We start from the raw sequence: 15,833 nt of genomic DNA, 5'->3' as shown, positions 1-15,833 counted from the left end.
GCCAGCGCCTGGCCCGCCTTTTAGGAAGGCCTGTCGTCAAAACTGTGACGAGACCGGCGCGTCGGGCCGAATGACCGGGCCACCGCCGCGTGACGGCAAAAAATTACGGATTTTTCAGCCAAATGCACCGGTCAACCGGTATGGTAGACCCTAAGGTCGATTGACACCCCAAACCCCAATACTTAAGTGAGTCCGGCCGGCAAACCCTTCGAACCGGGGCGCCGGCGTTACAGCCGTCGGTTCACACAATTTCATAAGGCAGCCTGATTCCCGCTGCATCGGACTGCGCCCACCTTGCCGTATCGGGAGCATGCCGCCATGCTGGTGCCATAGCGCACGGCGATTGGAAGCGGGTTGCCTCACATCGGACGTCGCCCGGCGATGTCCGGTTTCCGTTCCCCGGCTTTCGCGGCCGGGGTTGACACGATGGCCGGAGCCCCTCTCCGGTCAGGTATCACGCCGCCGCGAGGCGCGAAGATTTGAAGGCCTTCTATGTTCGGCTCGCTCGCCAAGAAACTGTTCGGCTCCTCCAATGATCGCCGGCTGAAAGCCTACAAACCCAAAATCGCCGCCATCGCGGCGCTCGAGCCGGAAGTGGCAGCGCTCTCCGACGAGGCCCTGCGGGCCCGCACCGACGAGTTCAAGGCCCAGCTCGCCGCAGGAAAGAGCCTCGACGACATCCTGGTGCCGGCGTTCGCCACCGTGCGCGAAGCGGCCAAGCGCGTGCTCGGCCAGCGCCATTTCGACACCCAGCTCATCGGCGGCATGGTGCTGCATGAGGGCGCCATCGCCGAGATGAAGACGGGCGAAGGCAAGACCCTGGTGGCAACGGCCCCGGTCTATCTCAACGCCCTCGCCGGCAAGGGCGTGCATGTCGTCACCGTCAACGACTATCTCGCCAGCCGCGACTCCGAATGGATGGGTCGCATCTATACCTTCCTCGGCCTCACCACCGGCGTGATCGTGCACGGCCTCACCGACGAGGAACGCCACGCCGCCTATGCCTGCGACATCACCTACGGCACCAACAACGAGTTCGGCTTCGACTATCTGCGCGACAACATGAAATACGACATGGCGCAGATGGTGCAGCGCGGCCACGCCTTCGCCATTGTCGACGAGGTCGACTCCATCCTGGTGGACGAGGCGCGCACGCCGCTGATCATCTCCGGCCCGCTGGAGGACCGTCCCGAGCTCTACCAGACCATCGACGCACTGATGCCCCAGCTCGACAAGGACGATTACGAGCTCGACGAGAAGCAGCGCACGGTAAGCCTCACCGAGAAGGGCAACGAGCGCGTCGAGCAGATGCTGGCGGGCTCGGGCATGCTGCGCGACGGCTCGATGTATGACGCGGCCAACGTCACCATCGTCCACCACGTCAACCAGGCCCTGCGCGCCCACAAGCTGTTCACCCGCGACAAGGATTATATCGTCCGCAACAACGAAGTGGTGATCATCGACGAGTTCACCGGCCGCATGATGCCGGGCCGGCGCTATTCGGAAGGCCTGCACCAGGCGCTCGAAGCCAAGGAGCGGGTGCAGATCCAGCCCGAGAACCAGACCCTGGCCTCGATCACCTTCCAGAACTATTTCCGCCTCTACACCAAGCTCGCCGGCATGACCGGCACGGCCGCCACCGAGGCGGACGAGTTCATGGACATCTACAACCTCGAAGTGATCGAGATCCCGACCAACCGGCCAGTGCAGCGCATCGATGACGACGACGAGGTCTACCGGACGGTCGACGAGAAATACAAGGCGATCGTGCGCCTGATCGAGGAATGCCGCCAGCGCGGCCAGCCGCTCCTGGTCGGCACCACCTCGATCGAAAAGTCCGAGACGCTGGCCGCCTATCTCGTCGGCCAGGGCTACAAGCAGCGCGACTTCTCCGACCCGAACGCCTTTGCCTCGCTCTACGACGGCGACCAGGGCACGGCCGAGGAGAAGGTCTTCGCCGTGCTGAATGCCCGCTACCACGAGCAGGAAGCCTTCATCGTCAGCCAGGCCGGCGTGCCCGGCGCCATCACCATCGCCACCAACATGGCCGGCCGCGGCACGGACATCCAGCTCGGCGGCAATGCCGACATGCGCATCAAGGTCGAGCTCGCCGATCTGCCCGAAGGGGGCGAGCGCGAAGCGGCGGAGGCCCGGATCAAGGACCAGGTCGCCAGGCTGAAGGAGAAGGCGCTCGCCGCCGGTGGCCTCTACATCATCGGCACGGAGCGCCATGAAAGCCGGCGCATCGACAACCAGCTGCGCGGCCGTTCCGGCCGCCAGGGCGATCCCGGCCATTCGCGCTTCTTCCTGTCGCTGCAGGATGACCTGATGCGCATCTTCGGGTCGGAGCGCATGGACGGCATGCTGCAGAAGCTCGGCCTCAAGGAGGACGAGGCGATCGTGCATCCCTGGATCAACCGCGCGCTCGAAAAGGCGCAGCAGAAGGTCGAGGCGCGCAATTTCGACATCCGCAAGAACATCCTGAAATACGACAATGTGCTCAACGATCAGCGCAAGGAGATCTTCGAGCACCGTCGCGAACTGATGGCGCAGGATTCGGTCGGCGAGACCATCGCCGATTTCCGCCATCTCGTCATCGACGAGCTGGTGCGCGCCCATGTGCCCGAGAATGCCTATCCCGAGCAGTGGGACACCGAAGGCCTGCACAAATCGGTGAACGACGTGCTTAATCTCGATCTGCCGATCACCGACTGGGCCAAGGAAGAAGGCATCGCCGACGAGGAGCTGACCCACCGCATCACCGAGGCGGCCGACAAGCACGCCGCCGAGCGGGCCGCCGGCTTCGGCGAGGAGGTGACGCGCCAGGTCGAGAAGGCCGTCCTGCTGCAGACACTCGACAATCTGTGGCGCGACCACATCGTCACGCTCGACCATCTGCGCCAGGTCATCGGCTTCCGCGCCATGGCCCAGCGCGACCCGCTGATCGAGTACAAGTCGGAAGGCTACCAGCTCTTCTCCGACCTGATGAACCGCTGGCGCGAGGAGGTTACTCGCACCATGTTCCGCCTGCAGGTGATGCAGCAGCCGGAAGAGCCCGCGCTGCCGCAGATGTTCGGCCAGCATATCGACCCGCTCACCGGCGAGGACGAGTTCGCCCAGATGGGCTCGGGCCTGGCCGGCTCCGGCTTCCCGCCGGCCCAGCTGAGCTCGCCCTTCCCCGCGGCCGACAACCCGGCCCAGCGCATCGTGGCGCCGGAAGACCGCAATCCCGACGATCCTTCGACCTGGGGCCGCGTCGGCCGCAACGAAGCCTGCCCCTGCGGCTCGGGCAAGAAGTACAAGCACTGCCACGGGCAGCTGGCGTAGGGGGTTTTCTCCTCATCCGGCCGCCACCCAGGGCACTTCCATAGGACGTGTCAGCTCTCCCAAGAAGGCCGATCAAGTACCGTCATTGCGAGCGTAGCGAAGCAATCCAGAGTTGGAAAACGCGGCCGCGGCAGCACCTGGATTGCTCCGCTACGCTCGCAATGACGCGTGAGTCAAACATCTCGACCGCTGCTCTCAAACTTCGTTCGCCTCCGCCTCCAGCCTCTCCTCCACCCGCTGGCGCAGCACGGCGAAGAAGCCCGATTGCGACAGGGTGAAATTCGGCTTGGCGAACGGCTTGCCCGCATCGGCCCGCATGCGGGCGAGCAAGGCCAGGGCATCGGCCTGTTTCTGGCTGACGGCGTGGCGCTCCAGTACCGCCTCGACCGCGTTGGCATCGGCGAGCCCCGACAGGGCCACGACATCCGGCCAGGTGCGCTCCTTGAAATGGATGCGCCGCGCCGCGGCCAGCAGGGCCTCGCAGCTCACAGCCGGCAGCGCTCCGGCCCCCGCGATGGCCTCCAGCGTCGCCTCGACATCGACCAGGGCCAGGCTGAGCGGCGCATAGCCGAACTCGGCCGGCGCATGCGCCACGCCGACATCGGCATCCGCCACACGGCGCCCGCTGGCATAGTCTTCGAAGATCCGGCCGATGCCGATCATGCCGAAGGCGGCGCATTCGGCCCCGCGCAGCGCGCCCATCGAGGCGGCGCCATAGACGGGGATGCCCTCGCTGAGAGCGTAGAGGATTTCCTTGTGCCAGACCGAGGGCGCGTGATCGAACACGCCGTCGATGAGGCCGATCGCCACCGCCCCCGTCATCGCCGCCGCCAGTACATCACCGCACCCCGCCGGCGGACGCACCGTGAAGCCCTCGAGCAGAGCAGGATCGACGCCGTGAAGGCTGGGGCCGGTGAAGAGGATGGTGGTCATGACGGTTTCACTCGATCAAAAGATACCGAGATCGCTGAGCTTGCATTTGATGATGCCGCCCCGGGCGGCTGTCTTCATCTCCGGGACGATCGCCCGCACGACATGGACGCCGCTCATATTCGTAGGAAGGTCGAACAGATAGATTTCCGGATATCCGGCATCGGCTAATTTTTCGACTACGGCGTCAAGGCACTCCCGAGCCGTGCGAAAAGCCCCCCTGTGGTCTTCACGCGAGAGATCTGACAGAGCAACGGCCTCCTTCGAAAGCGCCGGAAGCCGACTTCCAACCGATCTATACTGGCCTGCATCCATGTCGTCGCGGGAGCCCGCGATATTCGTCAGGCGAGATTGAATAGCTTCCAACAGTGCAGCCAGAGCCGCCTCTGCCACGCTCATCCGGCACGCATCCCCTCCGGAGAGCCGTACGCCGGTTCCTGTTTCATCGAGAACGGGGCGGGTGATCGTCGCTGTGACGACTGGCAGGCCCACCTTGCTTACGACCTTGTAGAGGCGAGCATCCAAATTGGCCGCGTGGAGCCTATCCATCACGACATCAAGGCTCTGATTTATGTTTCTCTGCCATTGAATTGGCTGAGCGAATACCTTCCTAATACCAAAAAGTTCATTGAGCGCCGTTGCATCGCGTTCAATGATTTCCAGCAGCGCCGATAATGCCGCGAACTCGAAGGAGGGTCCCGCTGCCAATCCGGTCGAGCTCATGTGAAAGCTCACATGATCCCAAGGAAATGTCGTCCTCAAGTCCAGGCCAATGAGTTCATAAGGGGCATGGGTTGGTCGCGAGGTGAGATACTCGATACCTGGGACCCACGCGCGTTGAACATTTAGCGAAAACGCATTGCCCCGGCAGCGATCGATACGCTCCAAAGGGACCAAGAAGAAACCGCGCTCACGCATTTCTGCGATACTGCCGAATGCCGAGATCAATTCACGGGTCTGCTCAGCGACCGAACTCTCGACCGATTCCATGATCGCAGAGATGCGCGCCTGTTCGTGGCTCAATCCTTTGCCTTGGCTAACGGCAAGGGTACGCGAATTTGGCCGCACCGCGAACCAGACCGGCACGCCGATGACGTCGAGCTCCGTCAGATCGCCGATACGGCTAATGCCGAAAGCTTTCAGCAACGCAGGAATAGGCAGTTGTGGTGGATCGGCGGCTCCCTCCTCGAGCACCGTCGATTCCGCTTGTTGAGGAGAGTCCAATTCCCAATCGAGTTTCAACATCACTTATTGGGTTCGTCCGACAGCACTGCTCTTTTCAGGTCAGTTCCGGCATCGCCGAACAATTCTTTAAGTGCATTCTGAAGCGGGGGATAGACCCCCTGATGGCCCTGTTGCCCCTGATGAGCATTCAGGGCTTGGGGTGCATCATGGCCCTGCTGAGCTTGCTGCGACTCTGGTACGGCAAGGCCTTGCTGAGCCTCCGGAGCGTCCTGTCCCTGATGAGCCTGCTGCGATTCCGGCATCGCAAGCCCCTGCTGGGCTTGTTGAGACTCCGGTACTGCCACCCCCTGCTGGGCCTGCTGAGATTGTGGAGAGCCTTGTCCCTGCTCTGTCCTTGCACCCTGCGGAATGGCCTGCCGCCGGGTTGCGGCAACACCGGCTCTGGCAGCAAACACGAAATCGACGTCGGTAAGCTGTATGCCGGACTCAACGAGCGACTGCACACCAACAGCTCTCGTAGCGTCGACGCCCCCTCCGGACTCCTGTCCACTCTTAATGTCGGAAACCAGGCGCCAGAGAGAAGCAGCTACTTTCGCATAGCCATCCTCACCGATCGCCTTGCTATATCTGGTGATCTCATCATCACTTACCTCGACGACCCGTAGCGGGTTGGTTTTCAGGAGAATAACCCCCGCGCCTCTATCCCCGATTATGTATAGTTTCTCTCCCGACATTCCATTTCCTCCACTTGGGACAATCGAAACAGCAGCAAACACAAACGCGAAAATAAGGATTACAGTCAGCTGAGGCCTGCTGTTCTTAGTCCTCTTTCCATCATGGCGACATCCTCCTGCCGCTTGTCAGGCGCCAATCTCGCCATATCCAACGCTGTCATGCCGGGATACATTTCCGCCAAGCGCCTGCCATACTGTTTGGCGGTTGCAACATTGCCCAACAAGCCATGGCAGCTTGCTAAAATTCTTAATACGGATTCGTCACTGCTCATATTCTTGCAAAGGTCGATTGCAGTCGTGAAATTCTGTTGCCGGCAAGCAATCGTAGCCCCACACCACCAGTAAAAGTCGGGCGGAAATGGATTGAGTGCCAGCGAAAGCTGAAAACGCTCCCATCCTGCATCCGCCTCCCCCATATGCGACAAAGCATCTCCGTAAAGGACCAGCATGTCGGCGGAATGAGGATTTAGCGCTTCGGCTTCTCGGAACCTCTCCATGGAATGGTCGAAATCGCGTTGATGAAGGGCAACGACGGCATCCACCCAGTGCCCCATGCCTCCACCCGAATCGATGGATATTGCAGAATTCGCCTCGGCTTTGGCCTGATTAAGGATGTATGGATCCGTTCCCCCTAGCATGAGCCATTCATTGTACAGCGTTTGTGCAATCCTCGCATGTGCCGGAGCGAAGCTCTTATCGATCTGGAGTGCCTGTTTGAAGTCAGACCTTGCCTTCCGAAGTCTCGCGAGATCGAAGTTTTGTAGTTTGATCTGCCCTTCCAAGTAGTGCCGATAGGCCATTGGTTTCGGATCGGCTCTTACACGATCCAATTGATCGCGTTCGATCTCTTGAGCAAGAGTCGAGGCGATTTGCCGTGAAACCAAGCGGAAAGTCACAGGCATACGCTGGACTGATACGTCATATTCAGCCGCCCAAATGATCTCTGCTCCCGGATGGCGTGTAAGCCGGAGCGCGAGCTGATCAACACCGGGAAGAATATATCCCGATATCGCATATTGGACCTTCAGCCTTGTTGCACGCTCTTCTTCAGTCGCGTCAGCAACTTCAAAACTCGAGTAAGGTGCAATGACGGCAAAGGTACGGTGTCTTGATAGATTATTCGCTACGTCTTCAATCAAGGCCCTATGGAGTACGTGCAGTTGGTTCCCCAACACCGTCATAGGAGGGAACAATGCTACGCGCGGCAACCCAGCGAGGCTGCGAACCGCTGATACTTCAGACGCCGGCGGCCCTTGTAGGCTGTCCTGATCGCTGAATATCAATTCCGGTCTCGGCCGGGGAATGCTTGCTGCAATACGTCGAATTATTGCCAAAGTCTCCGGGCGTGGGTCGCTACCGAATTCTCGGCGCAACATATTCGTGAGTGCATCAAAGGTGCGGTTGACCGCATCGATATTGCCGTTCCGCCCATAGGCTTCGATCAGCGCCCGGAAGCTTTCCTCGCGCTCCGGCTCCAGCGCCAGCATGCGTTCGCCAATGATATCGATCTCACGCTCGGGCGCGCGCCCGAAGCGGGTCATCTCCAGGAGAACGTCGGCTCCCAATGTCAGCACGAGGCGACGGAAGCGCTCCCGCTCGCCGCGGAACCACTGCGCCAGTTCGCCGCCGCCGGTATCGATGGTGTCGAGCAAATCGCCTTTGGCCAGCAGGACCGCCTGGACCCGTTCGGCGAGCACGGCCGATTTCTGCAGGGCCAGAATGGTCGCCAGATCCGAGCGACGCGCACTGGGCCCGGCCACCAGATGGGAACCGCTGGTTTCGACAAGGGGCTCCTCATAGGGCCAGCACCTGTGAATGCGCACCAGCAACTGACGCAGATTGGTCAGCGCCTTCTCCTCGGGCGCATCATCCCAAAGCAGGGCCGCCACCGCCTGCCGGCTCATGCGGCCGCTGCCGGCGAGCAGCAGCATGGCGATGAGAATATAGCCCTTGGCCGGAAATACCCCTTCGGTCGGCTTGGCCATGTGAGGCACGCCGACCAGATGAACGATCATGTCCCGCTCAGCATCCATTCGTCGATCCCAGCTCCCTTTGCATGGTTGACGGACGAGAACTGCGCCCGCTCCCCAATAAGGCCTGGCACTATCGATCCGAACAAAGCCGGCCCGCGCCCGTGAGAAGCTCGCGCGAGCATCGCCAAGTTCGTGAACCGTGGCGTCACTTTGTTACAAAATCCATTCAAGTCAATGAATTGGCCGGAAACTCCCGCCTCAAGTCACACCGGCGTCACACCCACCGCCGCGCAATCAAAGAACATAACAGTAATTATGTTCAAAAATCTTTACGTAAGATGCAATTTAATTTGAAAAATTCTTGATCTAAATAAAATTTTTCCCACGTAAATTTGAATAGTACAAAAAATTTTCACGCAGAAATAAAATCAGTACACTGAAGCAATAAGGCTTTTGTAAATCTCCGCTGGAGATTTCGTGGAAACATACTGCCTGCCACCGGTGAATTGCAGCAATTCGCGATTTTCGAACCTCCTTCGATCCGATCAGCGGGCCAAGGACGGGCTGTCTTCCGTTCCCGCTTCGCGCCTGCGCCGTTGCGCCCCGGCGTCACCGCCACCCCATCGCTCCGGTCAGATCCTCCAGGCCGATATCGGACACGCCGTCCTCCACGAAAGTCTTGAGGCCCGGCACCAAGGCGCGCACCACATGCACACCCGCGACCGGCCCTGGGAGATCGAAAAGAAAAATGTCGGTATGCCCCGCCTCCGCGAGCTTGGCTGCGACAGCATCGAGTTGCGCCGCATGCATCCGCTCTCCCGCATGCAGCAGGGGCGGCCGGCGATGTCGCTCGGCGAATTCGGCCAGGCAAGGCGCTGCCGGATCCGGCATGGGCAGGACATCGTCCATTGTCTCGTAGAAATCCGGGTCGAGATCGTCGCGGACCCCGCCAATAGTGGTGAGCCGCGATTGCACCGCCTCCAGCAAGGCTGCCAGGGCAGCGGCTCCGGCATCGAGCCGGCAGGCCTCGCCCCCGGAAAACCGCTCCCCACCGCCCGCTTCACTCACCACTGGCCGGATGATCACGGCGCTGACCACCGGCAGGCCGAGGCGGTTGGTCTTGTCGAAGAAGCGCGGCTCCAGCCCGGCGGCGCGCACCCTGGCGACGGCCTCGTCCAGTCCCGCATGCACGCCGGCCTGCCAGCGCAACTGGCGCGAGGTGGCTTCCAGGTGACCGAAGGCGTCGGAGAAGGTGGTGGCATCATGCTCGACCAGTTCGAGCAAGGCGGCCAAGGCGGCGAATTCGAAACTCGGCCCGGCGGCAAGCCCGGCCGAACTGATATGGAAGGCATCCCGATCCCAGGGGAATGCCTCGCGCATGTCGAGCCCGATGAGTTCATAGGGGGCGAAGACCGGCCTCCCGCTGCCATGGGCAACGCCACGCACCCAGGCGCGCTGGGTCTGCTCGTCATAGGCTTCGCCCCGGAACCGCGCGAGGCCCTCCAGCGGCACCAGGCATCGGCCGCGGGCCGCCATCTCCTCCGCCGTGCCGAATTCGGCGATCAGGGCCTTGGTCTGTTCGGCGACGGCTCCCTCCACCGCCTCCATGATCGCGGATATGCGCGCCTGCTCATGCGTCAGCCCCTTGCCCTGGCTCACGGCGATGGAGCGGGCATTGGGCCGGGCGGCCGACCAGACAGGAATGCCGACAATGTCAAGCTCTGTCAGGTCGCCCACCCGCGTGATGCCGAAGGGCGCGAGAGGCGGATGATGGAAAGCGGATGCCGGCTTCATGGCTGGGCTGTCCTCAATCGTTGAGCCGGCTATTTGATGGCATTAGTCATGAGATCGGCCATGACAAGATCGCCCTCCGCCGTCAGGCCTTGGACGACGCTGCCGCGATAGGGCTCCGGCCGGTTCTGGCTGAGCTTCCATTTGCCCTCGATGCTGGTGATCGTGATCTCCAGCCCGATAATGCCCTTGATCTGTCCCTTCATGAAGGAGGGCGGCGCACTCTCGGCCTGCCAGGGCCGAGGCCGTCCGGCCTCGACCAGATCGGTCAGGGCGGTGACGTGCTCACGCAGCCAGCGCGGATTCTCAGTCGATCTCAAGCGGCCATGCACATGGACGGTGACATAGTTCCAGGTCGGCACGGCCTTGCCCCCCTCGATCTTGTCGACATACCAGCTCGGCGTGATGTAGTGCATCGGTCCCTGGAAAATCGCCAGCACCTCCAAGGCCGGGTCGTGATCGACGGCCATATGATTGTTGCGGTTGATATGGCCCCGCAACACACCCTTGCGCCGCTTGTCGGCCACCAGGAACAGGGGGATGTGATTGGCCTGCAGGCGCCCCCGCTCATGGGTGACGACCGTCGCCAGCGGATGATCGCGCATCAAGGCGTGCAGCACCTCGACGCGCTCCTCCCGGAAATAGCGAGGGTTATACAAGGTTCACCTCATACTTCCACGAACTCGGCACCGCGACATCAGAATTCAAAACAACTAAGGAAAAGAGCGCCCTCTCAGAAACGCGCTTTGCCTTCAGATCTTTGTCCTGGCGCACTTCCCACTCACGAAACTTGCCAAACTCCCTGGGAAAATGCTCTAGCAGGCAAAATCATCGGCGTTACTGTCATCCAGCAGGACCGCATCCTGAAGATTGTTGCCAGTCCTCTGAGTCAGATAGCAAAGCGCCATCTTCAGGGACCGGTTCCGGCCTCGAATGGCCTCGATCGCCGAAGCCGACATGTTCGTACCGAAGGAAAATTCCAGATTGCTCAATTCCGCGCCAGCCTCGGCGAGCGAGGCAATACCGACGATATTCTCAGGTTCGAGTGGCTTGCCATCGCCATTGGCGGCACGATGATCGGCAATCACCCGCCAGCAAAGGGCGGCAACTGCCGCATAGCCGTCGCAATTGTTCTCTTTCCCAAAGCGACGGACCTCCTTGTCCGGAATCCGAACGATACGGATGGGACTCATCTTAATCAGGAAGACTCCGACGCCCCTGTCGCCAATGATGTAGATATGATCTCGATCTCGTCTTATTCCAGCCATGCTACCCTCTCTCGAACAAGTTTATGGTTTTAAGTTTTCTTATTGCGGAATTAAGAAGAAGCATCCTGCGAATTAGTTTATCCCAGCCACTCTAAGCCCACGCACAATGATTTCTTTCATGTTTCCTTTCTTGTCCGGCGTGAGCTTTACAACGTCTGCCGCGGTTATCCCGGGATACATGTCCTTCAGCCTCGCCCCATAGTTCTTGGCGGCTTCCTTATTGCCGAGATTGCCGTGGCATATTGCGAGTATCCTCAAAACGGACTGATCGCTCTCCATTTTGCCGCACATGTCGATCGCCCCCTCGAAGTCCTCGCGAAAATAGGCGATCGTGGCCCCGCCCCACCAATAGCGGTCGGGCGGGAACGGATTGAGTTCGACCGCGCGCTGAAACCTCTCCCAACCCGCATCGGGATCGCCCAGATGCGCCAGGGTATCGCCATGCGATTCCAGCAGGTCGGCCGAATTGGGATTGAGCGTCTCGGCTTCCAGGAATTGCTCGGCGGCCTTCTCGTAATCGCGCTGATGCAGAGCAATCACCGCCGACATCCAGTGGCCGACACTGTTGCCCGCATCGATACTGATGGCCGCCTCGGCTTCGTGACGCGCCTGCATCAGGAGTGACGGATCGTTCGCCCCCAGCATGAGCCATTCCAGCTGCAGCGCGTTGGAAACCGCCCCTCTTGCGCCGGCGAAGTCCTTGTCTATCGCTGCCGCCTTCTGAAACTCCACTCTTGCGCGCCGCAGACGCGGCAGGTCGCAATTCTTGAACAGGAGGTGCCCTTCCAGATAGTGCCGATAGGCGAGCGGCTTGGGATCGGCCCGCAGGCGTTCGAGCTGGTCCCGCTCGATCTCGCTCGCCAGCGTCGCCGCGATCCGATGCGAGATCATGCGGAAAGCAACCGCCAGATTCTCCAGTTCCACCTGGTATTCCGTCGCCCAGATGATCTCGTCGCCGGGATTTCTCGTCAGCCGCAAGGCCATCTTCTGGCTCCCGGGCACCAGAAAGCCGGTGACGAGATAGCCTGAGCGCAAGGCGGCCAGCCTCTCCCGATCCCCGCTATCGGCCACGTCGAAACTGCTATGGGGGGCCGTCACCGCGAAGGTGGCATGCCGCGACAGGCTGTTGGCGACATCCTCGATCAGCATGCGATAGAGGGGATGCAGGGTCTCGCCCGGCCGCGGCTGGGGCGGGAACAGGGAGACACGCGGCAGCCCCGCCAGATTGCGCAAGGCCGGCGGCCGGGCCGCCTGATCGCGCACCGCCGAAACCTCTGTCTCGGAGACGACCTGCAGCCGGGGGCGGGGCGCATTCGCCAGGATACGCCGCATGGTGGCCGCCGTTTCCGGCCTCGGCTCGATGCCGAATTCCTCGCGCAACATCTTTTTCAGATCGTCGAAGACACGGCCGGCCTCCTCGATATCGCCGATCCGGCCGTAAGCCTCGATCAGCGCGCGGAAACTCTCCTCCCGCTCCGGCTCCAGCGCCAGCATGCGCTCGCCGATCTCGTCGATATCGCTCTTCTTGGCGCGGGCGAACTGCGTCATCTCCATGAGCACCTCGCCCGCCAGCCCCAGGACCTGGCGGCGAAAGCGCTCGCGCTCGCTGCGGAACCATTGCGACAGCTCGGGCCCGCCGGTGTCGAGCGTATCGAGCAGATCTCCCCTCACCAGCCGGACAGCAGCCACGCGCTCTGCCAGGACCTGGGACTTGCGGCGCGTCATGATCTGAGCGAGGTCGCTGTACCGCCCCCCGGGTCCGACCATCAGATTGGAGCCCTCCGCCTCGATCAGGGGCTGGTCCAGGGGCCAGAACCTGTTGATGCGGGCCAGCAATTGCCGGAGATTGGTGAGGGCTTTCTCTTCGGGAGCATCGTCCCACAGCAAGGCGGCAATGGTCTGCCGGCTCATTCGCCGGCCCCCGCAAAGCAACAGCATCGCAGCGAGAACATATCCCTTGGCCGGGAACACGCCCTTCATCGGTTTGGCTACATGCGGTACGCCTACCAGATGAAGAACAATGTTGCCGTTGGAGTCCATTCGACTATCCTCGCCTGGGGAGTCTGGCCCAGCATTCCCTGCATGCTGCCACCACTTGCCAGATATCCTGTCGTTCTCATCACAAATCTCGTGGCTCGAGACGAGAACCTTCAGGTCAGGCTCGACATATGCGCCGCATCTACTACTTGTTCGTCGAACATGTCCAAGTCAACAAGTCCAATCTATTTCAGGACCAGACTTCACGCCCGAGTCACGCAGAAACGGAATCATGAATATCACATCGCCTGCCACGAAGAAGCTGATTCATGAAATGATGACGATAGGGCCATCTGACATCAACATATCCAATCCCGCGGATAATCTTGGAAATTAAAAAACGAATACATTTCAACTTTCAAAATAAAGCAATTGAACAGAGCCCGACGCAAGAAAATATCGAGCATCGCGCTACGAGAATACATTTAAGGAAGGTAATCGCTCGAAACTACAGGCACATGGCCAGCCGGCCAGCCTCTTCTTGGATCCCGATCACGCAGCCGGCCCTTCTTCAGGAAAGTCCCGCCAGACGCAGGCCCTGGGCGCAGAACTCGATATCCTCCCGGCGGCGATCCGGTGCCAGGCTGGCCAGATCCAGGGCGGTCATGCCCGGATAGGTGTCCATGACCCGCCGCCCGTAATGGCGGGCCATCGCGGTATCGCCGACGAAGCCATGGCACATGGCCAGCACCCGGATGGCCGATTCGTCGTTCTCCATCCGGGCACACAGTTCGATCGCCTCCTCGAAGCGCCGGCGGCGGATGGCGATGCTGGCGCCGAACCACCAATAATAGTCCGGCGGGAAAGGATTGAGTTCCAGGGCCCGCTGGAAACGCTCCCAGCCCAGTTCCGGTTCACCGAGATGGGAGAGCGCATCGGCATGATGGACCAGGAGATCGGCCGAATGCGGATTGAGAACCTCCGCTTCCATGAATTTCTCGGCGGTATAGTCGAAATCATGCTGATAGAGCGCCACCACCGCCGACATCCAGTGGCCGGTGCCGTGGCCGGGATCGATCTTCATCGCCAGATCCGCTTCCGCCCGGGCCTGGTTGAGCAGGGACGGATCGGTTCCGCCCAGCATCAGCCATTCGAGCTGCAGGGTCTGGGCGATGCGGGCGCGCGAGGGCGCGAAATCCCCGTCCTCCTCGGTGGCCAGCTTGAACTCGGCGCGCGCCCGGCGCAGGCGCGCAAGGTCGAAGCTGTGCAGCCGGGCCTGTCCTTCGAGATAATGGCAATAGGCGGCGGGCTTGGGGTCGGCGCGGGCGCGATCGAGCTGGTCGCGCTCGATCTCGTTGGCGAGGGTGGCGGCGATCTGCCGGGTGATCAACCGGAAGGAAAGTGCCAGCCGCTCGGGGGATACCAGATACTCGGCAGCCCAGACGATCTCCTCGTCCGGCTGGCGCGTCAGCCGGAGCGCCATGCGCTCGCTCGCCGGCACCATGAAGCCGGTGATCAGATAGGCGCTGCGCAAGCTGGCGAAACGCCTGCTCTCGCCCGTATCGGCGACATGGAAGCTGCTATGCGGAGCCAGCACGGCAAAGGTGCGGTGGCGCGACAGGTCGTTGGCGACGTCCTCGATCAGGGCCCGGTGCAGGGGATCGAGCGTGCGGCCCGGTATCGGGCGCGGCGGAAACAGCGCCACGCGCGGCAAGCCAGGCAGGCGAGACGCGGCAGAACTCGCCAGGACCGGCCGCTCGTCGACCGCATGGGATGCCTCTCCGGTCACCTGGACGCGCGGCTGCGGCGCGCTGGCGAGGACACGGCGCAAGGTGGCCAGGGTCTGGGGCCGGGGCTCCGCTCCGAATTCGCGATGGAGCATGTCGGTCAGGCCGGCGTGGACCCGGTGCACCGCCGGGATATTGCCGTTGCGGCCATAGGCTTCGATGAGGGCGCGGTAGCTCTCCTCCCGTTCCGGCTCGAGCGTGAGCATCACCTCGCCGATCAGATCGATTTCCCGCTCGGGCGCGCGGCCATAGCGGGTCATCTCGACCAGGACCTCGGAGGCCAGAGTCAGCACGATGCGGCGGAAGCGTTCGCGCTCGCTGCGGAACCACTGCGACAATTCGGTTCCGCCGGAATCGATGCTGTCGAGAAAATCGCCCTTGGCGAGCAGGACAGCCTGTACCCGCTCGGCCAACACGCCCGACTTCGCCAGACGCAGGATCGTGTGGAGATCGGTACGGTCCGCACCGGGGCCGGCCGCCAGATGAGGACCGCTGGTCTCCACCAGCGGATCGGCATAGGGCCATGTCCGATGGATGCGGACGAGAAGCTGGCGCAGATTGGTGAGGGCCTTTTCCTCGGGGGCATCGTCCCAGAGCAGGGCAGCGACAGCCTGGCGGCTCATGCGCCGGTTGCCGGCCAGCAGCAGCATGGCGACCAATACATAACCCTTGGCGGGAAACACCCCCTCTCCCGTCACCGTGAGATGGGGAATGCCGACCAGGCGAAGGGCTATGAAGGGCTTGTCATCCATCCTGTTCACCGCGACCTCGGCACCTCCGAGGAGGCGCAACACTTGGAAGTCCCAATGGCAAAGATCACGCGCGCAAAGCGCACGCCACCACACGTCTGGGCGACGCTGG

10 protein-coding genes are annotated in these 15,833 nt (G+C 61.7%); 1 reads left to right on the top strand and 9 read right to left on the bottom strand.

Annotated features, from left to right (window positions below):
• Positions 1 to 492: 492 nt before the first annotated feature.
• The gene (gene secA / locus C5L14_RS06895; protein WP_105861275.1) at positions 493 to 3,327 is read left to right on the top strand and encodes a preprotein translocase subunit SecA; all 2,835 of its coding nucleotides are present in this window, start codon (positions 493 to 495) and stop codon (positions 3,325 to 3,327) included.
• Positions 3,328 to 3,522: 195 nt separating this feature from the next.
• Here the strand turns inward: secA and C5L14_RS06890 are convergent, their stop codons facing one another.
• The 9 genes from C5L14_RS06890 to C5L14_RS06850 form a co-directional block, all read right to left on the bottom strand.
• Positions 3,523 to 4,260 carry a TfuA-like protein gene (locus C5L14_RS06890; protein WP_105861274.1) on the bottom strand — a complete coding sequence of 246 codons (738 nt, stop codon included), beginning with the start codon at positions 4,258 to 4,260 and terminating at the stop codon, positions 3,523 to 3,525.
• A 15-nt stretch (positions 4,261 to 4,275) separates the two neighbouring features.
• A complete protein-coding gene (locus tag C5L14_RS06885) occupies positions 4,276 to 5,502 on the bottom strand; it encodes a YcaO-like family protein (RefSeq protein ID WP_105861273.1) in 1,227 nt (408 codons plus the stop codon).
• Entirely contained in the window at positions 5,502 to 6,176 is a 675-nt protein-coding gene (locus C5L14_RS06880; RefSeq protein ID WP_105861272.1) for a hypothetical protein, read from the bottom strand. Before C5L14_RS06880 ends, C5L14_RS06885 begins: the two co-directional genes overlap by 1 nt.
• 65 nt (positions 6,177 to 6,241) lie before the next feature.
• Positions 6,242 to 8,191 (bottom strand): BTAD domain-containing putative transcriptional regulator, encoded by a 1,950-nt coding sequence (locus C5L14_RS06875; protein WP_181161054.1) that lies wholly within the window; start codon positions 8,189 to 8,191, stop codon positions 6,242 to 6,244.
• Between the two features lie 567 nt (positions 8,192 to 8,758).
• On the bottom strand, positions 8,759 to 9,943 hold the full coding sequence (locus C5L14_RS06870) for a YcaO-like family protein (protein ID WP_105861270.1): 1,185 nt from the start codon (positions 9,941 to 9,943) through the stop codon (positions 8,759 to 8,761).
• A 29-nt stretch (positions 9,944 to 9,972) separates the two neighbouring features.
• A complete protein-coding gene (locus C5L14_RS06865) occupies positions 9,973 to 10,599 on the bottom strand; it encodes an FMN-binding negative transcriptional regulator (RefSeq protein WP_105861269.1) in 627 nt (208 codons plus the stop codon).
• 156 nt (positions 10,600 to 10,755) lie between these two features.
• Complete coding sequence (locus tag C5L14_RS06860; RefSeq protein ID WP_146126855.1) at positions 10,756 to 11,208, bottom strand: hypothetical protein; 453 nt, start codon at positions 11,206 to 11,208, stop codon at positions 10,756 to 10,758.
• Positions 11,209 to 11,280: 72 nt separating this feature from the next.
• On the bottom strand, positions 11,281 to 13,119 hold the full coding sequence (locus C5L14_RS06855) for a BTAD domain-containing putative transcriptional regulator (RefSeq protein ID WP_181161053.1): 1,839 nt from the start codon (positions 13,117 to 13,119) through the stop codon (positions 11,281 to 11,283).
• Positions 13,120 to 13,756: 637 nt separating this feature from the next.
• A complete protein-coding gene (locus C5L14_RS06850; RefSeq protein ID WP_181161052.1) occupies positions 13,757 to 15,724 on the bottom strand; it encodes a BTAD domain-containing putative transcriptional regulator in 1,968 nt (655 codons plus the stop codon).
• Positions 15,725 to 15,833 lie beyond the last annotated feature (109 nt).

The sequence above is a fragment of the Labrys okinawensis genome (assembly GCF_002982075.1).
GTDB classification, from domain to species: domain Bacteria; phylum Pseudomonadota; class Alphaproteobacteria; order Rhizobiales; family Labraceae; genus Labrys; species Labrys okinawensis_A.
This window is presented reverse-complemented; position numbering and strand designations above follow the sequence as displayed.